16 protein-coding genes are annotated in these 20469 nt (G+C 60.6%); 9 read left to right on the top strand and 7 right to left on the bottom strand.

The window, feature by feature from the left end; genetic code table 11:
- Nucleotides 1-35 precede the first annotated feature (35 nt).
- The 3 genes from mgrA to ABOK31_RS08075 all read left to right on the top strand — a co-directional run bounded on the left by mgrA (nt 36) and on the right by ABOK31_RS08075 (nt 3211).
- Nucleotides 36-1067 carry an L-glyceraldehyde 3-phosphate reductase gene (mgrA, locus tag ABOK31_RS08085; protein ID WP_349958417.1) on the top strand — a complete coding sequence of 344 codons (1032 nt, stop codon included), beginning with the start codon at nt 36-38 and terminating at the stop codon, nt 1065-1067.
- 77 nt (nt 1068-1144) lie between these two features.
- Nucleotides 1145-2755, top strand: a complete 1611-nt coding sequence (locus ABOK31_RS08080; protein ID WP_349958416.1) for a glycoside hydrolase family 43 protein — start codon at nt 1145-1147, stop codon at nt 2753-2755.
- Nucleotides 2756-2884: 129 nt separating this feature from the next.
- Nucleotides 2885-3211, top strand: a complete 327-nt coding sequence (locus ABOK31_RS08075; protein WP_349958415.1) for an RcnB family protein — start codon at nt 2885-2887, stop codon at nt 3209-3211.
- 134 nt (nt 3212-3345) lie between these two features.
- Here ABOK31_RS08075 and ABOK31_RS08070 read toward each other — a convergent pair whose 3' ends face one another.
- Nucleotides 3346-10233, bottom strand: a complete 6888-nt coding sequence (locus tag ABOK31_RS08070) for a hypothetical protein (protein ID WP_349958414.1) — start codon at nt 10231-10233, stop codon at nt 3346-3348.
- 493 nt (nt 10234-10726) lie between these two features.
- Here ABOK31_RS08070 and ABOK31_RS08065 point away from each other — a divergent pair, with 493 nt between their 5' ends.
- Together ABOK31_RS08065 and ABOK31_RS08060 are read left to right on the top strand one after the other, a co-directional pair.
- The gene (locus tag ABOK31_RS08065; RefSeq protein ID WP_174177373.1) at nt 10727-11095 is read left to right on the top strand and encodes an Hpt domain-containing protein; all 369 of its coding nucleotides are present in this window, start codon (nt 10727-10729) and stop codon (nt 11093-11095) included.
- Nucleotides 11096-11243: 148 nt separating this feature from the next.
- Nucleotides 11244-11564, top strand: a complete 321-nt coding sequence (locus ABOK31_RS08060) for a 2Fe-2S iron-sulfur cluster-binding protein (RefSeq protein WP_349958412.1) — start codon at nt 11244-11246, stop codon at nt 11562-11564.
- A 447-nt stretch (nt 11565-12011) separates the two neighbouring features.
- Here ABOK31_RS08060 and ABOK31_RS08055 read toward each other — a convergent pair whose 3' ends face one another.
- A complete protein-coding gene (locus ABOK31_RS08055) occupies nt 12012-12650 on the bottom strand; it encodes a DUF922 domain-containing protein (RefSeq protein ID WP_349958411.1) in 639 nt (212 codons plus the stop codon).
- A 164-nt stretch (nt 12651-12814) separates the two neighbouring features.
- Here ABOK31_RS08055 and folP point away from each other — a divergent pair, with 164 nt between their 5' ends.
- The 3 genes from folP to folK all read left to right on the top strand — a co-directional run bounded on the left by folP (nt 12815) and on the right by folK (nt 14541).
- Nucleotides 12815-13597 carry a dihydropteroate synthase gene (gene folP, locus ABOK31_RS08050; protein ID WP_234910136.1) on the top strand — a complete coding sequence of 261 codons (783 nt, stop codon included), beginning with the start codon at nt 12815-12817 and terminating at the stop codon, nt 13595-13597.
- A gap of 61 nt (nt 13598-13658) precedes the next feature.
- Nucleotides 13659-14030: a dihydroneopterin aldolase gene (gene folB / locus ABOK31_RS08045; RefSeq protein ID WP_075850666.1), complete on the top strand. Its 372-nt coding sequence runs from the start codon at nt 13659-13661 to the stop codon at nt 14028-14030.
- Between the two features lie 61 nt (nt 14031-14091).
- Nucleotides 14092-14541, top strand: a complete 450-nt coding sequence (gene folK, locus ABOK31_RS08040) for a 2-amino-4-hydroxy-6-hydroxymethyldihydropteridine diphosphokinase (RefSeq protein WP_234910135.1) — start codon at nt 14092-14094, stop codon at nt 14539-14541.
- An 82-nt stretch (nt 14542-14623) separates the two neighbouring features.
- Here folK and ABOK31_RS08035 read toward each other — a convergent pair whose 3' ends face one another.
- The 4 genes from ABOK31_RS08035 to ABOK31_RS08020 form a co-directional block, all read right to left on the bottom strand.
- Nucleotides 14624-15175, bottom strand: coding sequence for a hypothetical protein (locus tag ABOK31_RS08035; RefSeq protein ID WP_174177381.1), 552 nt, complete (start codon nt 15173-15175; stop codon nt 14624-14626).
- 105 nt (nt 15176-15280) lie between these two features.
- Nucleotides 15281-16372: a TIGR01620 family protein gene (locus ABOK31_RS08030; RefSeq protein WP_349958410.1), complete on the bottom strand. Its 1092-nt coding sequence runs from the start codon at nt 16370-16372 to the stop codon at nt 15281-15283.
- On the bottom strand, nt 16369-17844 hold the full coding sequence (locus tag ABOK31_RS08025) for a YcjX family protein (RefSeq protein WP_349958409.1): 1476 nt from the start codon (nt 17842-17844) through the stop codon (nt 16369-16371). Before ABOK31_RS08025 ends, ABOK31_RS08030 begins: the two co-directional genes overlap by 4 nt.
- A 129-nt stretch (nt 17845-17973) precedes the next feature.
- The gene (locus ABOK31_RS08020) at nt 17974-18465 is read right to left on the bottom strand and encodes a histidine phosphatase family protein (RefSeq protein WP_349958408.1); all 492 of its coding nucleotides are present in this window, start codon (nt 18463-18465) and stop codon (nt 17974-17976) included.
- Between the two features lie 281 nt (nt 18466-18746).
- Between ABOK31_RS08020 and dksA the strand changes: the two genes are divergently transcribed.
- Nucleotides 18747-19166 (top strand): RNA polymerase-binding protein DksA, encoded by a 420-nt coding sequence (gene dksA / locus ABOK31_RS08015; protein WP_174177389.1) that lies wholly within the window; start codon nt 18747-18749, stop codon nt 19164-19166.
- Between the two features lie 93 nt (nt 19167-19259).
- Here the strand turns inward: dksA and ABOK31_RS08010 are convergent, their stop codons facing one another.
- The gene (locus tag ABOK31_RS08010; RefSeq protein WP_349958407.1) at nt 19260-20180 is read right to left on the bottom strand and encodes a flagellar biosynthetic protein FliO; all 921 of its coding nucleotides are present in this window, start codon (nt 20178-20180) and stop codon (nt 19260-19262) included.
- Between the last annotated feature and the right edge of the window lie 289 nt (nt 20181-20469).

Here is a 20469-nt window from a genome sequence, read left to right as displayed (position 1 = left end):
ACCCGCGCGCTTTTTCATCTCGAAGGAATTCTACCATGGCCTGGCAACCGGCATCCGATCGTTATTCAAAAATGAAATACAACAGGACCGGCCGTTCCGGTCTGAAGCTGCCGGCGGTCTCGCTGGGGCTCTGGCACAATTTCGGCGGCGACACGCCGCATGACCGCAAGGTCGACATGTGCCGTACGGCCTTCGATCTCGGCATCACCCATTTCGACCTTGCCAACAATTACGGACCGCCTCCCGGCAGCGCCGAGACCGCGTTCGGCGAGATTCTTCGCACCGATTTCGCCGGTCTGCGCGACGAGCTGATCATCTCCTCCAAGGCCGGCTACGACATGTGGCCGGGTCCCTATGGCGAGTGGGGCAGCCGCAAGTATCTGATCGCCTCCTGCGACCAGAGCCTGAAGCGCATGGGCCTTGACTATGTCGATATCTTCTATTCCCATCGCTTCGATCCAGATACGCCGCTCGAAGAAACCTGCGGCGCGCTCGACCATATCGTCCGTTCGGGCAGGGCGCTCTATGTCGGCATTTCTTCGTACAATTCGCAGCGTACGCGCGAGGCTGCCGCCATCCTCAAGGACCTCGGCACGCCATGCCTGATCCATCAGCCGAGCTATTCCATGCTCAACCGCTGGGTCGAGGATGACGGTCTGGTGGATACGCTCGAAGAACTCGGCATCGGCTCCATCGTCTTCTCGCCGCTGGCTCAGGGCATGCTCTCGACCAAGTATCTTGGCGGCATTCCGGATGACAGCCGTGCTGCACAGAACCACTTCCTGAAGCGCGACTTCATCCGCCCGTCGATCATCGACAATATCCGCAAGCTCAACGAGATTGCCGAGAAGCGCGGCCAGACGCTGGCGCAGATGGCGATCGCCTGGGTTCTGCGCGGCGGCCGTATCACCTCGGCTCTGATCGGCGCCAGCCGCTCGTCGCAGATCGTCGATTGCGTCAAGGCACTCGATAATCTCGACTTCACGGCCGAAGAGCTGAAGCAGATCGACGTCTATGCCAAGGAGGCCGACATCAATCTCTGGGCCAAGTCCGCCGAACGCGACTGATCATCATAAAGCGCCCGGGCAAAGTCCCGGGCGTTTTCCCTTATTGCCGCTTGTCGTGGTCTCCGGAGGAGAGTTTCATGATCCGCAATCCGATCTTGCCGGGCTTCAACCCCGACCCATCCATCTGCCGCGTCGGCGAGGACTATTATATCGCCACCTCGACATTCGAATGGTATCCGGGCGTGCAGATCCATCATTCGCGCGACCTCGTAAACTGGACCCTGGTGAGGCGGCCGCTGGAGCGTGCATCGCAGCTCGACATGCGCGGCGAACCCGACAGCTGCGGCATATGGGCACCTTGCCTCTCTTATGCGGATGGCCTGTTCTGGCTCGTCTATACCGACGTCAAGCGCTATGACGGCAACTTCAAGGATGCCCATAATTACATCGTGACGTCGCCGACCATCGAAGGCGAATGGTCCGAGCCGGCCTATGTAAATTCCTCCGGTTTCGATCCTTCGCTGTTCCACGACGACGACGGCCGCAAGTGGTTCGTCAACATGCAATGGAACCACCGCACCGAGAGCTATGGCGGCTCGCCGAAGACGCCGGCCTTCGATGGCATCCTGCTGCAGGAATGGGATCCGGTGGAAAAATCCCTGAAGGGCCCGATCAGGAACATCTTCGCTGGCACGGAGCTTGGGTTGGTCGAAGGGCCGCATCTCTTCAAGCGCAACGGCTGGTACTATCTGACTACGGCGGAAGGCGGCACCGGCTATGATCATGCCGTGACCATGGCGCGTTCCCGCGATATCGCCGGTCCTTATGAATTGCATCCGAACAAGCACCTGATCACCTCGAAGGATCATCCGGAAGCGGCATTGCAGCGTGCCGGCCACGGCCAGTATGTCGAGACACATGACGGGCAGTTCCATCATACGCATCTTTGCGGGCGGCCTCTGTCGCCGCATCGTCGCTGCACGCTCGGTCGAGAGACGGCTTTGCAGAAATGCGTCTGGAAAGAGGATGGGTGGCTCTATCTAGAAAATGGCACCGGTGTTCCCGATGTCGATGTCTCTGGCCTGAACGGTGCCCAGCGCATCGAAAAGCCCCGGCGCAGCGGTTACAATTTCGATGAGCGCAAATTGCCGGCGGATTTCCAGTGGTTGCGCACGCCGCAACCGGAGCGCATCTTCAGCCTGACGGATCGCCCCGGCCATTTGCGGCTTTTCGCCCGCGAGAGCATCGGTTCCTGGTTCGAGCAATCGCTCGTCGCCCGCCGTCAGGAGCATCACAGTTTTCGCGCCGAAACGGTCGTCGATTTCCAGCCTGACACTTATCAGCAGGTGGCGGGCCTGACGCATTACTACAATCGCTTCAAACTGCATGCCATCGCAGTGACCTTACATGAGAAGCTCGGCCGCTGCGTCACCATCATGACCTGCCCGGGCGACTATCCGAACGGCCGTCTGAGTTTTCCGATCGAGGGTGGCATCGCTGTACCGGATGGGCGGATCCAGCTTGCCATGGAAGTGCGGGACAACGACCTGCAGTTCTTCTGGCAGGCCGAAGGCATGGGCGCATGGCAGGCCATCGGGCCTGTGCTCGATGCTGGCGTCATCTCGGACGAAGGCGGACGTGGCGAGCATGGCTCCTTCACCGGCGCTTTCGTCGGCATGTTTGCCTTTGATACCTCGGGGCGTGCGAAGACGGCGGATTTCGACTGGTTTAACTACGATGAGCTATAAGACTTCTCGCGAAGCGGGCGCCTGACCGAAGCAATCGCGTCCATTACGGAATTGTAATTCGACTGTCAGACTCGTTTCATGTCTGTCACGATAAGTTCGCGTGCAGAGTCTGAAATGAGGAAACAACCAATGAGAAAAATCTTCACTGCCCTTCTTGTGGCGTCCATCATCGGGATGCCGCTGGCTGCGGCTGCGCAAGTCAAGCCTGCACCCGCCAGCAAGCAGGCCGTCGCCCAGAAGGAAGTGGTGAAGAAGAAGGTCGTCATCCGCAAGGGCGGTTGGGTCAAGGGTCGCCGCCTGTCGGCCTCCGACCGCCGCCGCGCAACGGAAATCGACTATCGCGTCTACCAGCTATCCGCGCCTCCTCGCGGCTATCACTGGGTTCACCTCAAGAACAACTTCCTCCTTGTGGGTATTACCAGCGGTTTGATTTCGAAGGTACATGAAGCGCGATAAGCCGGGCGGAGCTGCTGCCAAACAAAGCAAGGGCGGCTGAGCCGCCCATTTTCATGCCGTAAAACCTAAGGAATACCTTGAATCAAAATCCCCGGCATTTCTGCCGGGGATCAAGCATTCGTCCTTTATCTATCTCAGCTCAGGCGACCCGCTGCGTGCGCCAGCATGGTGTAGACCTTGCCGGTATCCGATGTGAGATAGGATTGCGTGACCGTCTTGTCGCGATCGGTGCGTGCGACATCTGCGAGCAGCTTTTCGAAATCGGCGATGTAGCGATCGACTGCGGTGCGGAATTCCGGCTCGCGGTCGTACTTGCGTTTGATTTCGTCGAAGGTCTGCTGGCCCTTGAGCGTGTAGAGGCGACGGGTGAACACGTCGCGTTCGCCGCGCTGGTAACGGCGCCACAGATCGACCGAAGCGTCATGATCGATGGCGCGGGCGATATCGACCGAAAGCGAGTTCAGCGACTCCACGACATGGCGCGGGTTGCGCGCGGTGGGAGCGGGTGCCTGCTCCACCGGGGCTTTCGCGGTCGTCTGGCGTGCGGGCTGCAGACCGGCGTTTTCGTCGCGTGAAGCGCCACGAAGCAGATCGCTGATCCAGCCGCCGCCGGCTGCTTCCTGACGGGCAGGAGCTGCTGTTTCAGCCGGACGCTGCGGCTGTGCCGCCGGGCGCTCGGCTGGGATCGATCCACGCAAGCCGAGGGACTCGATCGAAGGCTGCTGCGGCTGCGGTGCCGGCCGCTGCATAGGCTGCTGGGCGACCGGTTGCTGTGGAGCCGGCTGTTGCGGCGCAGGCTGTTGTGGCCGGGGGGCGGCCGGTGCAGGTGCTGCGGGCTGCGGGCGCGGAGCGGGCTGTGCATCCGCAAGCGCGCGGGCTGCAGGCTCGGAAATTTCCAGCTGTTGCGTCGAGCGGCCGACGATCTGCGAGATGTCCTGCAGGGCCTTGATCTGTTCGGCAACGGCGCGACGCATGGCTGCGGCGCTTTCCTTTGCCTCTTCCGGGAGGTCGAAGGCACCACGCTTCAGTTCGCTGCGGGTAAGGTCGAGCTCGCGGCGGATATCACCGGCCGAGCGGCGGATCTCGTCCGTTGCGCCGGCGAAGCGGCCGATCGCGTCATCGACGGCGACACGCAGCGTTTCGCGCAGTTGCTCGGCTGCCGTGTCGGAGGTCTTACCGGCATCGGCGAGCATCTGCTCGACCTCGGAGAGCGAAGCCGTCAGGCCGCCACGCAGGCGGTTGGTGAGATCGCTGGAACGGCGCTCGGCATTGGCGAATGTGCTTTCGATAGCCTGGTTCGCCTCCTCGCCGGCCTTGTGCAATGCGCCGCGCATGTTTTCTGCCGCATCCTCGGCGCGCTTCTCGGCGTCGGAAAGAACACGGCCGATATCCGCAAAGGACGATTGCACGCCCTGGCGAAGATTGCCGGTCACCTGGTTCGAGCGCTGTTCCGCGCGGTCGAAGGCGGTTTCCACCATCGAGCCGAGGGCGCGCATGGTGTTCTCGATCTCTTCCGAGCGCTGAACGAGGCCAACGGCCAGGTTCTGCAGCGCGGTTTCGCGTTCTTCCAAGGTCGAGACCAGGTTCGACTGGGCAGCACCCAGAAGCTGCGAAGCCTGCGACAGCACCTTGGAGTGATCGTCGAAGCGGCCAACGATGCTGCCGACCTGCGACAGGGTCTGGCCGGTGATCTCGGACAGCTTGTCGACCTTGCCTTCGAGGAGGCGGCTGGAGGCCGACACCATCTCGCCGGCCTTCGCAGCGGATTCGGCGAAGCGTGTCGAGGTTGCCGTCAGGCGATCGTCGACGTTTGCGAATTCGGTCGCCGCGTTGGACAGCAGGCCGGCGATCGCCGAGTTGTTGTCCGCCAGGCGAGCGATGATGCCGTTGACGCTCGCAAGCAGGTTATTTTCGAGTGCGCTGACCGTGCTGACCGCATGCTCCGTGCGCGATGAAATCGCGTTGATGAGGGCGGCGTTTTCGGCGCGCAGACGTTCGGTGCTCTCCTGGGCTGCAGCCGAGATGAGGGCTGCGGCTTCCTGACCCGTTGCCGCATAGCGATCGACGATCGGGCGAGCCTTTTCATCGATCAGGCGCGACAGCTCGGTAGAGCGTCCGGCCAGCATCGAATTCAGCTCGCGAGTGCGCTCGTCGAGCGAAGTGCGGATGGAGGAGCCACGGGCTTCCAGCGCCTTGTCGACATCGGCAAGCGTGGAGTCGATTTCACGGGCACGCTCTTCCAGTGAGCTGCGGATCGCCGTGCTGCGCTCCTCGAGCGCACGCTCGACCTGAGACATGGTGGAGGCGATCTGCGCGCTGCCACCGGCCAGCGTGTTACTGATGGCCGCACCGCGTGCTTCCAGCGACTGTTCCGCCGAAGACAGGGCCTGCGAGATCGTATTGACCTGGTTGCTGACGAGGCCTTCGGCTTCGGCGACCTTGTTGACGATCGCATTGCCTGCTTCCGAGAAGGTCTGGGCAACGGCTGCAGCCTGGCTTGCCAACCGGTTCTGCGTTTCCGAGACGCGGTTGACAAGGTCGTTGGAGCGATCGGTCATGGCGCGTGCGAAAGCATCGCTGTGGCTGCCGAGGTTTTCGGCGAACTGCTGTCCGGTGTTGGCGAGCAGATCGGCCGTGCGTGTCGCTTCCGTGTCCATGCCTTGCGCGGCATCGGCAACAGCCGTGCGCAGCGTGGTGGCCAGATTGGCGGCCTTGCCTTCGATCGTGCGATTGACGGCTTCAAGGCCGACATTGAGGGCGCGATCCATGGTCGAGAGGCGCTCTTCGATGCGGGCGGATGCCTGGCTGCCGCTGTCGTCGATCTTTGCTGCGCCGCTCGCCAACGTATCGGAGAGGCGGTTGCCGGCAGCATCGACCTGGGCGGCAACGCCGGTAACGCCTTCGTTGATGCGATTTTCGAGAGCCGACAGGCTGGCCTCGACCCGCGAGCCGGTCTCTGCAAAGCGGTTCGTCATGCCGTCGATCGACTGATTGAGGTTGGACGAGAAGGTTTCGGCCGAGCGCGCGATGTCGCCTGCGGCCTGCTGGATACGGCCGGCAATGTCGCCCGCACCGCTGTTCAGGCGCTCTTCCAATGTCCTCGCGCTGGTGTCGATGGTCTGGCGCAGCGACGCTTCGCGATCTTCGAGCGACATTTCCAGCATGCTGGCGCTGGTGGCGATCGAGGTGCCAATGGCAGTCGTCTGTTCCATCAGTGTGTTGTCGATCTGCGTATGAGCGTCGCGCAGAGCGAGGTTGATGGCATTGCTGCGGTCTTCCAGCGTGGAGCGCATACGCTCATAGGCCGAGGCCAGGTTCTGGTCCATTTGCGACAGACCGGCGCCGAGTGTGTTTTCGAGCTGACGGGTCGTGGTGCCGAGAACGGTTTCGACGCGATCACTGTTGCTGCCGAGCATTTCGGAGAGAGCGTCGGTATGGGCGGTGAGCGAGCGGTCGAGGCGATCCTGGTTTTCGCTATAGGCGGCGCGGATGGCATCTGCCTTGTCGCCAAAGGCGCCGGCGACACGGGATTCAGCGCCGGAGACGCTGTCGAGAAGTGCGTTGGCCCGTTCTTCCAGGGCGCTTTCGAAGCGGTTCTGGTTTTCAGCGAGCGAGATTGCGAAGGCCATGCTCTTGTCGTCGAGCGTGTTGGTCAGTGCTTCATGGCCGCTGGTGACGGTATGGGCAATGGCCTTGGCGCTGTTGGTAAGAGTGTCTTCGAGTTTCGCATGGTTTTCCGAAAGGGCGATAGCCAGGGCCATCGTCCGGTCGTCGAGGCTATTGACGATCTTGTCGTGAGTGCCGGCAACGGTTTCGGAGAGGGCGTCGAGACGGCTTGATACCGTATCCTCAAGCCGCGACTGGGTGTCGGAGAGCGAAATGGCGAGAGCCATTGCCTTGTCGTCCAGTGCGTCGGCCAGGGCGTTGTGGTTGCTGCTGAATGCGTTGGTGATCGCCTCGGCGCGGTTGGCGAGCGTTGCTTCGAGGCGCGACTGGCCGGAGGTCAGCACATCGGAGAGCGCCCGTGTCTTGCCTTCGAGCGTATCGGCAACGCGTTCGGCGTGGCCGGAGACGGTATCTTCGAGACGGGTCTGGGCTTCCGACAACGCGATGGCGAGCGCCATCGTCTTGTCGTCCAGCGTGGCGCCGACGCTTTCCGCATGGCCGGAAACGGCGTTTTCAAGGCGAAGCTGGCTTTCGGAGAGAGCAATGGCCAATGCCATCGTCTTGTCATCCAACGTGCTTGCAACGCTTTCCGCGTGCCCGGCGATGGTGCTTTCCAGGCGGGATTGGCTTTCACTGAGCGCGATGGCGAGTGCCATCGTTCTGTCGTCCAGCGCTTCGGCCAAAGCATTATGGTTGCCTGCAAACGCCTTGATGATCGCTTCCGCGCGGTTGGCGAGGGTTTCTTCAAGACGAGATTGGCCGGAGGTCAGAGCGGCGGCGAGGGCACTGGTCTTGCCTTCGAACGTGTCAGCGACGCGGTCGGCGTGACCGGCAACGGTTTCCTCCAGCCGTGCCTGGCTCTCGGAAAGCGCGATAGCGAGCGCCATCGTCCTGTCGTCGAGAGCATTGGTGACGCTTTCGGCATGGCCGGAGACGGTGCTTTCGAGACGAGCCTGACCGTCGGCGAGCGCGCGCGCAAGTTCCTTGGTCTTGGCATCCAGCGTGCCCGCAACATGCTCAGCATGGCCGGAAACCGTGTCTTCCAGGCGGGATTGGCTTTCGGAAAGCGCAATAGCAAGCGCCATTGTCTTGTCGTCGAGCGTGTCGGCTAGCCTGCCATGGGTTTCGGTCATGGCGTTGTTGATGGCGTCGGCGCGGCTCGCCAGCGTGTTTTCGAGGCGCAACTGGCTTTCGGCCAGCGAAATGGCCAGCATCGAGGTGCGTTCGTCGAGGGCGGCGGTCAGATGCTCGTGAGAACCGCTGACGGCACTGGTGATTGCTTCCGAACGCTCGGCAAGCGTCTGCTCGAAACGAGACTGGTTTTCGGCCAGTGCGCCGAACAAGGCGTTGCTGCGAGCCGCCATCACGGCATCGACGCGCTCATGGGCTGAACCCAAAGCCTGTGTGATTTCGCTGGTGCGGGCGGAAAGCGTGTTGTTGATCTCGTTGGCCCGGCCGGTGAAGGCCGAGGTGAGTTCTTCCGTGCCGCTTTGCAGGGCGGTCGAGACTTCCCGCGTGACGCCCTGCACGGCCGAGGTGAAGGCGCCGGCATGCGAGGCGAGTGTGGTGTTGAGTTCGCTCGTGCCCGAAGTCAGGGCGGAAGAAATGCCTGTCGTCGCGTTCTGCAGCGCAGAGGTGATCTCGTTCGCCTTGGAACCGATCGCACTTTCCAGCACTTCCTGGCCGGTTGCCAGCGTCGTCGCCAGAGCGAAAGACTGGTCGGTGAGGTGTGAGCCCAAACGCTCGATGCTGGAGGTCAAGATACCTTCCAGCGCATCCGAATTGCTGCCGAGCGACTGGTTGATGCGAGTAAGGCTTTCCGAGAGCTTGGTGTCCAGGCTGCCGGCACGCTTGTCGAAGGCGGAGGTGAATTCCGATACGCGGTCGTCGAACGTGGTCGAAAGCTGTGCGATCGTCGACTGGAAGCGCTCTTCGAAGAAGCCGGAACGCAGATCGATATCCATGATGGCGTCATCGGCCGTCGATTGCAGGCTCTGACGGAAGCTTGCGCCCTTTTCGTCGAGCGCGGTGTTGAGGCGGGACAGAACATTGTCGAGCGTGCCCGTAATGGACCGCTCGCCGCCGGTCAGGCTCTCGCTGATTTCACGGGTGCGGGCAACCAGCGTCTCGTTGAGCTGGCGCGCACGCTCGTTGAGGGCGGAGTTCAGCTTTTCGGTGTTCGCATCAAGCGTCGAGGCACGCGTTTCGAACTGGCCAAGCAGCGCATTGCCGCGTTCGCTAAGGGTCGACGACAGGGATTCCAGGCGGGTATCGAATTCATGGCTGAGAGAGAGGCCCGAAGCGTTCAGGTTCTGCAGCAGGCTGTCGGTCTTGGCGGAAAGCAGGGTCCCGAGGGCCTGAACAGCCGAATCCGACTTCTCCATCAGGGCGGCGGCACGCGTATCGATCATCGATGCGAAAGCTTCGCCCGAAGTGGAGAGGCGCACAGCGATTTCTTCGGTCGCCAGCGACAGGTCTTCCTTGATCTGATCGTGCACGCCTGAAATCGACGAGCGAATCCGCTCGGCGTGATTGACGATGGCGTCACGCTCGGTGCCCAGCTCGTGGACCAGGCTGCGTACGCGCAATTCGTTGTCGGCGTAGCTGCGCTCCAGCGCATTGACTTCGGTATGGACGAGGGTTTCGAGCTCGGTGGCACGCGCAATAGTGCGTTCGATGCCCTCGTTCATTGCCGAAACTTCGCGGCGCACGGCCTGACCGACCGTCATGATGCGCTCGGAAGCGACGGTTTCCGGCTCGACGAGGCGCAGGGCGACTTCCGCCATGGAGCGGGCGGCATTGCGCATGTCGTGCGCACGCGAGATCATCATGCCGAAAGCATAGAAGAGCAGCACCGGAACGATGATACCGACGATGCAGGCGATGACGCCCGGAAGGGCCGCAAGATCCGCAATCGAATGAATGTTTCGGATCTGCGTGCCATAAAGCATGAAGGCGAGGCCGGCGCCGCCGATGATCCAGAACAGCGAGAAGATCGTGGCGTTTCGCACCGCGTGGCTCTGCGAGGCTCCGTCGAGCGCCCTCAATATGCTTGCGGAGCTTGCCCGGCTGCCGTCATTGGCGGCTGCAAGGTTCGGATTCTTCGGCGCCTCGGCGGGGCGGGGCGGGGTAGCGGGGGCGGCGGAGCTGCGTGCGCCGCCATTTGTGCGGGCGGCATCATCTCTGCTCTGCTTTATCGGCTGTTTCGGCGGCTCAGACACATTTCGCTCCGGGATATCGGGCGTAGTGCCGCTGCGGGACTCCAAGCTCTCGTCACTGAAATCGATCTGCAAAGCTTCGTCCAACGCCTGAAAGGCCTTGTCCTCGACCGACTCGATGTACTTTTTGTTCGCCATGCGGTTACGCCTCGTTACAACTCACTCGGGCTTGCCGTGTCTTTTCCGGTAATTCCGCCGTGTCCGGAAAAGACGAACCCTGCCTCCCGTGGGGTCCTCCGCCTTCGATCAATATCGAGCTTGGATTTCCCATTACATTTCAGAGTGGATAACTGGTTTTTCAAACGGATGTTATGAAAACATTACCATCATCCACTTCCGGGGCAAAGGCATGTGCCATCTACCCAATTTACTAGTATCGTAGTGACACATTCCCCCAGTCATGACAATTAATTCCACCTTAAAGCCAGTGGATCGTTAAGGCGCCATTAACCCTGTTTGCCTGTTCAACGCCATGAAAACCCAAGATTTTGAGCATGTTTAACGCACGTTAACCATGTCTGGAGTTTTCGGCCCTGAATGTGCCAAAATTTAACTGGATGGCCATGCCCGGGCCGCAACTATGCAGCAGGTCCATAAAACAGTCATAGATAAATGACGGGAGCATTGGCACATGGCAGCTTTGAACATCGCATTTGAATCTCCGGACAATTCGCGGGGCGCTGCTCCGTCGCGGGAGCGGGCGATCGATCTCGTCCATCTCGGCAAGCAGACGATGGGCGACAAGGCGCTTGAGGTCGAGGTGTTGCAGATGTTCGCAAGGCAGGCTCGTTCCTGCCTGCAGGAGATCGGCAGCGGCGATCCGAAGCGCATGGAGGCCGCATCGCACAAGCTGAAGGGTGCTGCCAGCGCCGTTGGCGCTTTCCGCGTCGCGGACGCGGCCGGAGCGCTCGAAAGCAATATCGGCGACGCCGCCCAGATGGCAGCGGTCACAACCAGCGTCATCGAGGCCGAAAACTTCATTTTGAAGCTTTCGCGCTGAGCTGATCCGCTCGAAGATCAATGATGTGCGTTCTTGCGCCGCCAGACGGGATAAACCGTTTCGGCGGCGCAAATGTTGACTGCCCCAGCGATTTGTTGGAAGTAAAATTCCGATCGTCCTTCATTCACGTAATTCGGAATTCACCCACATGACCAAATTGACCATCGTCGCATTCGACGGCACACGCTTTGACCTCAATGTCGACGAGGGCTCCACCGTAATGGAAAATGCCGTGCGCAACTCCGTTCCGGGCATCGAAGCGGAATGCGGCGGCGCGTGCGCCTGTGCCACCTGTCATGTCTATGTCGACGAGGATTGGACCGATAGGGTCGGCGGCCCGGAAGCCATGGAAGAAGACATGCTCGACTTCGCCTTCGACGTTCGTCCGAACTCGCGGCTCTCCTGTCAGATCAAGATGAAGAGCGCACTGGACGGTCTTGTCGTTCATGTGCCGGAACGCCAGGCCTGATGCCTGGCCTCAGGCGCATGCCGCCACTCGTTCCTTTGCGATAATCCGGCTGAAAGCCAAATGCCCAAAAAAGATGCCCCGCTCAGCTGGTGCAGCGAGCGAGGCGAGGCGGGCGCATCACCGCAGGCAAGGGAGGAAACACCTGCGGCTTCAGGACGCGCCAGGAGAACACTTAGCGCATGCTTTGAAAAACAAACCCCGACTGCGCCGAAGAGCGAAGAAACCCGCCGCCGCAGGTACTCAAAATCGATCCTTTTGCGACATCCGCCCGGTCTTCTTCGAATCAACCAGTGCGTTTGTCTCTGTAATTGATAGGAAAAACCTATTTCAGATTCTCGTAAAGTTCAAAGAGCGACGAGATCAGACGATTCACAGGATATAGTGACTGATTTCCCACAGTTGGCGCTTCTTCATCGCCTTTTGCACCGATGGTAGTGCTTCGAAAGGCTATTGCTGGGCACCCTGGCGGCTGCGGTAGTAGAGCAGCCTCTGCATCCGGCTCGTGAAATTAATCGCTTCGACGCGGTCGAAGCGCGCCTGATCGGCATCGTGTCGTTCGGTTTCCCGCGACGTCACCTCGTTTGCCTTTTCCTGAAGCGCATCGCAATTGCTGGCGGATGGGAGAGACAGGATCTGCCTTTCCATCTGCCGCGCATGCTGGCGGGCGATTTCGACATGCCGGTCCTCGTGGCGCCGGATATCGGCGGCCAAGGTATCCCAAATCATGGAAAGCTGCTTGCTGGCATGCCGCCGGTCGCGCCAGCGCGGCAGAATGATTTCCGTGTCGACCGTAACCTTGACGCCGGAGATGTAGCAGCGGCCATTTGCTTCGCTATAGGTTGCATTGCCGCCGAAGCGGATCTTCGTCGCACCGGGATGATGGCTGCTGGAGCCTATCGCCAGCGGTCCGCGCTGGTTCAGGGCGGCATCCAGCGCGTCGGCGGTGCTGCCCTTGATGTCGAAATAGGAAATGGATTTGCGGGCGATGACTTCCGCACCGGCCACACCGGGTATGCAGAACGCGAGCAGCAATGCACACGAAAGACTGAACTTATGGGATGCAAGCGGCATTCGTGTCGCTACCATGTTGAACTTCTGTGAACCTTGCGGCATAGCCACGGTGAGCGCAATATCAAGCGCAAGGTTTTTTCCTTTTCAATAGGATGGGACGGTTCGTGACCGAGCTTCGCAGCCAAACCTGGCATGTCGCGCATGGCCGCAGCATCGATGTCGGCGGACAGGGCGTCATCATGGCTATCGTCAATGTGACGCCGGATTCCTTTTCCGATGGCGGTCACTATGAGGCCGTCGACGCAGCTGTCGCCCATGCGCTGGCTTGTGTCGAGGATGGGGCTGCCATCATCGATATCGGCGGCGAATCGACCAAGCCAGATGCCGCCGCTGTCAATGCCAGCGAGGAGCAGGGGCGGGTGCTGCCCGTGATCGAGGCCTTGCGCAGCAAGACCGACGCGCTGATCTCGATCGATACCTATCGCGCCGATACGGCGCGGCTGGCGATCGGAGCCGGCGCACATATCGTCAATGACGTTTTCGGCCTGCAGCGCGAGCCTGATATTGCCACCGTGGCGGCGCAAACGGGCGCCGGTCTCTGCATCATGCATACGGGGCGCGACCGGCAGAAGCTGCCTGATGTGATCGATGACCAGCTTTTCTTTCTCAATCGCTCGCTGGAGATCGCTGCCGCCGCCGGCGTCGACAGGCACACGATCGTGCTCGATCCAGGTTTTGGTTTTGCCAAGGAGAATGCCGAGGAAAATCTGGAGCTGATGGCGCGTTTCAATGCTCTGTTGCGCTTCGAGCTGCCTCTATTGGTCGGCACCTCGCGCAAGCGGTTCGTCGGCACTATAACGGGTCGCGAGGCAGCTGATCGGGATGTCGGCACCGCCGCAACCAGCGCGATCCTACGGTTGCAGGGTGCTGCGATATTCCGCGTACACAATGTCGCAATCAACAGGGACGCGCTGGCGGTTGCGGATGCTATTCTCAGGACGCGCGCGAGGCTTAAAACATAATGCTCGAATCCAGGGAGCGGTTTTCGGACCCGATCGCGCCTGTTCGAAACGGAGAGACGCCATGAGCGCTGTGACATACACCATTACTCTGCAGAATTGCGCCTTCTTTGCCCGGCATGGCGTGCATGATGAGGAGGAGTTCCTCGGCCAGCGCTTCTTCGTCGATGCTGAACTCGATGTCGAGGCTGGCGATGCACTGGAGCGCGATTCGATCGATGACACCGTCAATTACGGCATCGCATTCAGCGTCATCGAGGAAATCGTGACGGGGCGCCGACGCTATCTGATCGAGGCGCTGGCGCTCGATGTGGCGAAGGAGCTATGCCGTCGTTTTCCGAGTATCCGCCGCGCCAAAATCACGGTACGCAAGCCCAATGCCCCGGTTCCGGGCGTTCTCGATTATGTGCAGGTGAGTATTGAGCATTTTGCCTGAAGGTGTAGCCGTGCGGACGACGCTCGGTTTGGGTGGCAATCTGGACAACCCGGTCCATGCCATGGCGCTGGCCTTGCGTACGCTGGACGCGCGCGCCGATTGTCATGTGGTTTCGGTGTCGCGGCTTTATCGCACGCCGCCCTGGGGCAAGACGGACCAGTCCTTCTTCTATAATTCCTGTGCTGCAGTCGATACGACCCTCGCGCCGGAAGCGCTGCTCGATGTGTGTCTCGATATAGAGCGGCAGATGAAGCGGGTGCGGATTGAGCGCTGGGGGCCGCGGACGATCGATATAGACGTGCTGACCTATGGAGATATTGAGCAGGCCGAGCCGCTGCTCACCATTCCGCATCCGCGAATGGTCGAGCGTGGTTTCGTGCTGATGCCGCTTGCCGACTTTGCTGCCGACCTCATCGTGAACGGTCGCACGATCAGTGAGTGGTTGCGCGATGTCGATGTGGAAGGCATCGAGATCGCGGATGAAAGCTGCGACTGGTGGCGGACGGCCTGAACTGAGGCATATGACTATATTATATAAAGAGAAAGGCCGGCAATTTTGCCGGCCTTTCTCTTTATGAATTGCTATCCGATGCTTACTGGATCGATCCAACCGCCATCTGGTCGACGTCGGCACGCTTCAGCGTGACACCGATCACAGGCACCATCTGCTCGCCGACCTTCACCGAAATGGTGACATTCATCGACTTGCTGTCGGGAACGCGGGCGATCATGGCGCCGTTCAGCTTCTGGCGGATCAGCCCGAGGACGACGGTGTTGTCGTTGACTGTGCCCGATGTGACGTCGAGGCCCTTGCCGGCTGCGCCATCCAGGAACTTTCCGGTGTAGGAGCCGCCACTTTGGGTGATCTCGGCCGACATCGGCTGCTGGAAGACGCCGACGCGGCAGGTGCCATCGAGCTTGACGCCGGCGCTGCCGCTGTCCGATGGCTTACCCGTGAGGTTGCAGGTGAACTTCGTGCCCTTGTACTTGCCGGCAACGATCTCGCCGGGGCCACTCCATGTGCCTGAGATCGACTGGAAGAAGGCCTTGTCGCGGGGTGCCGCGTCGGCTGATTGCGTCCAGACGCCGGTGGAGATGGTTGCGGCGGCAAGGCTGCTTACAAGAAGAAATCGACGCGAAAACATGGACATTCCCTAGCGAGGCGAAACCGTGAAACTAGTTGTCACTTTTGCCCTAGAATGGTTAATGCTTGGTTTCCGAAGGTGCTGAAGTCCCTAATTTGCAGGTCATCACGCCGGATTGCGGCCGGTGACGTTCGGCGTGAGGTCGCCGGCGAAATCGGCAATGCCCGGTCGCTTGAGTGCCTTGAAGGGAAGCGGCCGGCAGAGATCCATGGCGGCTATTCCGATCCTCGCGGTCATCATGCCGTTGACGACGCCTTCGCCAAGACGCGCCGATAGTTTCGACGCCAGGCCGTGGCCGATCAGTTGCTGGACGATGCTGTCGCCGACGGCGATGGAGCCGGTGACGGCGAGATGGGCGATCACATCGCGCATCAGCTTCATCATGCCGAGCGTGCCGGGTCTGCCGCCATAGAGTTCGGCCATGGCGCGGACCAGTTTTGCCGCTTCATAGAGGACATAGAGAATATCGACGAGCGCGCGGGGGCTGACGGCGGTCACGACGGACACGCGTTTCGAAGCGCCAAGGATCAGCGCCCGGGCACGGCGGTCAAGGGGGCCGAGGAGCTCACGCTCTGCAAGATCGATCAGCTGCGGCGCATCGATAATGTCGTCTTCGGCCGCCTTCAGGGTCGCCCGGCCTCTTGCAGTGTCCGGATTTGCCTCCAGAATCGTGCATAGGCGCTTGACCAGGGTTTTGGCGCGGGCCGGCCGGGTCTCGACGACGGCGGCTTCCGCCTCTGCCTTGATGGTCTGCACCGCGGCGAGCCGCATCATGCCGGCCGTCTCTCGGATGACGATGGCAAGCACGGCCAGGATGCCGACGGCGACGACCGTAAGGGCGGTATAGCCAAGCCAGTCGGCCCGGCTGAACAGGTCGCGGATGAGCTGATCTGTCCAGAGACCGAAAGCGAGCGACACAAGAATGCCAAGCGCACTGAGCGCCACCTTGCCGAAGGAGAATCCCTTGCGACGGGGCTTGGCGATGGCATTTGCATCCGAATCAGCGCCGAGGGCCGGATTGATGAATGGGTCTTCCGCATCGGGGGTGAGCACGACGTCGGTATCGAAGCTTTGCGGCTTGCGTATCATCGGCAGAGCGGCCTTGTTGTTCGATCCCTTGCCGGACACCTCCGGTTCCAGCGTGAAGACGGCAGGGCGGCGGTTGCCGTTCGGCTCGTTTTCGGTTGATTTCGTCATGCGAGGCGGTCTCCGAACAGGAACTGCATGGCGCGGTCGAGGCGGATATGCGGCACCGAAAGCTTGATGCCTTCGCCGGTTTCATCGAGCTCCGGCGGGCGGAACCGCACGACGTTCACCTCGGGCAGATGGACCTTTGCTCCATTCGGTTCAAGGGCTTCGAACAGCCAGCGGGGATTTTCCGGGAGATCGCCGGGGAAGACCGCTGTCTTGCGATTGCCGTCGAAAGTCTCGCCGGCGATGGTTTCCTTGTCCATTGGCGTGCCGACGATGACCGGAAGCGTCTGGCCGTCGCGGGTCACGGTCGCCTCCCGGGTGGCGCGCACCGAAGCAATAGCCATCACATCGATGCCGGCGCCGGCCATGCCGATACGCTCTATAGCCCGCTCGACGAGGCGGCGCGTCAATGCTTCCAGCCGATCGTGGCTTTCATGGTGAAGATGGTCGGCTTTGGTTGCGGCGACCAGCACGCGATCGATGCGGCGGCCGAGCAGCGAGGACAGGAGCGAATTCGTGCCGGGGCGGAAGCAGGCCAGCACGTCCGTCAGCGCCCTTTCCAGATCCTGCACCGCTTCCGGGCCGCGATTGATGGCCTGCAGGGCATCGACGAGAACGATCTGCCGGTCGAGGCGGGCGAAATGCTCGCGGAAGAAGGGTTTGACGACGACGGCCTTATAGGCTTCGTAGCGCCGCTCCATCATTGCCCAGAGCGAACCTTTCGGCGCGCTGCCTTCAGCGGGAAGCTTCAGTGGTGCGAAGGTGAGGGCAGGCGAGCCGTCGAGATCGCCCGGCAACAGGAAGCGGCCGGGCGGCAGCGTCGAGAGCGAGCGCTCGTCAGATTTGCAAGCCTTCAGATAGTCGGCAAAGGCCGTGGCGAGGTCGCGCGCCCTCATCTCGTCGGCGGGTGCTGCTATATCGGCCCCCTCGGTCATGGCGAGCCAATGACGTGAAAGCTCGGCGCGAATGCCGGTATTTGCCAGCGCCAGGGTTTCCTCGCTGAAGGTGCGGAAATCCTTGGCCAGAAGCGGAAGGTCGAGCAGCCATTCGCCCGGATAATCGACGATATCGATCGAGAGGCGACCGGGCGAAAACAGACGGTTCCAGCCGCTTGCGCTTTGATAATCCAGCGTGATGCGCAGCTCGGAGATTGCGCGCGTCGAATCCGGCCAGATACGATCCTTTACCAGTGCGCGAATGTGGTCTTCATACTGAAAACGCGGTACTGCGTCGTCGGGCTGCTGCTCCAGACGAACGGCGGAGACGCGCCCGGATTGTACGGGCTCGAACAGCGGGAGACGCCCGCCATTCAGGAGATTATGCACCAGTGAGGAGATGAAGACGGTCTTGCCCGAACGGGAGAGGCCCGTAACGCCCAAACGGATCGTCGGATTGACGAGGCCGGCGGCGCGATCGGCCAGATTGTCAAAGGCGATGAGGGCGTCGTCGGTAAAAGAGGTCAGGCTTGGGGGCAAGGCGGGATCCCTGGATGACAGCGTGGCCGTGAATATAGGGATCGAAACTCGCGCCGAAAAGGTGAGCAGCTATGCGACCGCAATCGGTAGCGAGCGCGGTCGCGGCCCAGGCCCATATCGGGGAAATCCCTATTCGGTGACAAAATCCGTCAGGATCCAGCCCGATGGTGTCGCATCGATCACAGCAAGGCCGGCTGTCGGAAAGCCATGTGGGAGAGCATCGGCGAAGGCTTCATGTCCGATCAGCGCGGCGAGCGTCAGCTCGATGATCGGATTGTGCGCGACCAGCATGACCGAGTCCTGGTCGGTCTGCGCGGAGATGAGCGAGAGGTAGATATCCGGCGTGCCATTATAGAGTGCATCGACAAAACGGAATTCAGTCGAGGGCGTGACGGCGCGGCGCATGGCTGCAGCAGTCTGACGACAGCGCATTGCTGTTGAGGAAATGACGAAGTCCGGTTTGTAGCCTTTGTCGACCGCTTTTTCCGCGACGATCTCGGCAGCAGCATAGCCGTTATCGCTTAAAGGACGATCGAAATCCTTCTGTCCGGGCGCAGCCTGCCGAGCTGCGGCATGGCGTAGAAGATAGATCCTGGAGGGCGGCGGCGAAATTTTGATCATGGCGAAATTCCGAGGCTCGATTTCCCCAATGAGGTAGCGTCTGTTCGCATGTGCCGTCAACTGCGAGGTGATCCGCGTGAAGGCGAGATGCCCGGCCTTCACAAGAAGGTTACGAGCGCCGAGAATCGGGGCCGACGAGAAGAAGTGATGAAAAAATAGAGCCTTAGCTGAATTTTATGACAAATTTAAAAATCAGTTGACAGCATCTATTTGGCTTGAATCGGTACTATTGGTTGGGATATACACCCCAGCCATATGAGATGTTCTTCAGGAGAATCGCGTTGAGTGAGAAGATCGATCTTAGTAGTTATGTGCCCTCGGAAGACGAGGAGTTCATGAATCTGAACCAGCGGGCTTATTTTCGAGCGAAGCTGGTAGCATGGAAAAACGATATCCTTAGAGAAGCGCGCGAAACCCTGGATCATCTGGCTGAAGAAAGCGCAAATCATCCCGATCTCGCCGACCGGGCTTCTTCGGAAACAGACAGAGCAATCGAACTTCGGGCTCGCGACCGCCAGCGTAAACTCATCTCCAAGATCGATGCCGCATTGCAGCGTATTGAAGACGGTACTTACGGCTATTGCGAAGAAACCGGCGAGCCGATTGGCCTGAAGCGTCTGGATGCGCGTCCGATCGCCACCTTGTCGATCGAAGCACAGGAACGCCACGAGCGCCGCGAGAAGGTTTATCGCGACGAGTGATGGTGGTTCGGTTTCGACCGGGCTTACAGAACAAAGGCACGTCGGAGATATCCGCCGTGCCTTTTTCGATTCTGGCGTTTGAGAGGCCGCGCCCTATTTGTCGCGGCTGACGCTCATTTCTCCGAAGATGCGAGCGACTTCTTTCTGAAGAGCGCTGTCGGTTCCGGTTAGCGGAGCAAGTTCGGGTTCGACACGTTTTGCCGGGCTTGGGACCGGCGATGGTGCAGCATTTGGCTGCTGTTGCACCTGCCGTGGTGTCGGTGCGTTCGGAATGATCCGTTCGGCGGTCAGGTTCTTCGACATTTCCGCTTCCAGTATGCGCTGGAAATCATTGCCGGGTTCGGCAGCAGGTGTCGGTGCGAGGGTGGGTTCGACTGCCGGCGGGCGCGCGGGAGCAGGTTGTTGCTGTGGCAGGACGACATGGCGGGCAGCATCCAGTATGTCAGCGGCTTCGGCCTCGCTGATCGCCGGAGCGGGCTGAGGGGGCGGTTGCGGCGGCTTGACGGCAGCGGGTTGTGGGCGCTCGGCGGCCTGCGGCACTGGAGCGGGTTCCGCCGCAGGTGCAAGGCGGGGTTCATTGCGCAAATAGGCTTCGATCTTGTCCTCGGCGGATTGCTGGCGCTGCGGAAGCGCTGCGGGAGGTGCTTCCAATGCAGCCGCCTTCTGCTGCCGCTCTTCAAAGGCCATGGGGATCTCGACCGGTGTCGCGGCGGTTCCAGCCCGGGTGGTATCGGAAATGCCTGATTCGATGACGATGTCCGTCGGGCCGCCGATCATGATCAGATGCTCGATCCCATCGCGTCGTACGAGCACGAGACGGCGGCGGGCATCGACGGCGGCGGCATCCAGCACCTGCAGGCGAGGCTGACGGTTCTTGCCGCCGCGCACGAAGGGAGAAGGAGCGCGGTTGCGCATGATCCACAGAATGCCGATCAGCACGAGCAGGGCAATGCCAACTCCGCCGGCTGCGAGAAAGAAACGGCTGCCATAGGCTCCGGCGATATCGTCCAACATGTCGAGATACTCCGTAATTGTCCCCGATGTCGCTGTAGTACTTTAAATCCGCTGCATAATTTTATCCCTAAAACGATTCCGATTTAAGGAATTATGCAGTAGACGCAACTACCGCGGGTAAAGCTTTGACCAATGACCCTTCTATACGGCGATCATATGAACAGGATTGCGCCGGAGACAAGATGCGATTGTAAGCTGTCGTATTCTATTGCTTGTGAATTCAAACCTTTCTGGCCCGGCAAAGCTTTTTGTGGATGACGCAAATTGATAAAGAAGATTCGAAAGGTCC

Origin of the sequence: Rhizobium sp. ZPR4 (assembly GCF_040215725.1) — a bacterium.
Taxonomy (GTDB): Bacteria; Pseudomonadota; Alphaproteobacteria; order Rhizobiales; family Rhizobiaceae; genus Rhizobium; species Rhizobium rhizogenes_D.
Note: the sequence above shows the minus strand (reverse complement) of the source record. Positions and strands in the feature narration are given on the sequence as shown.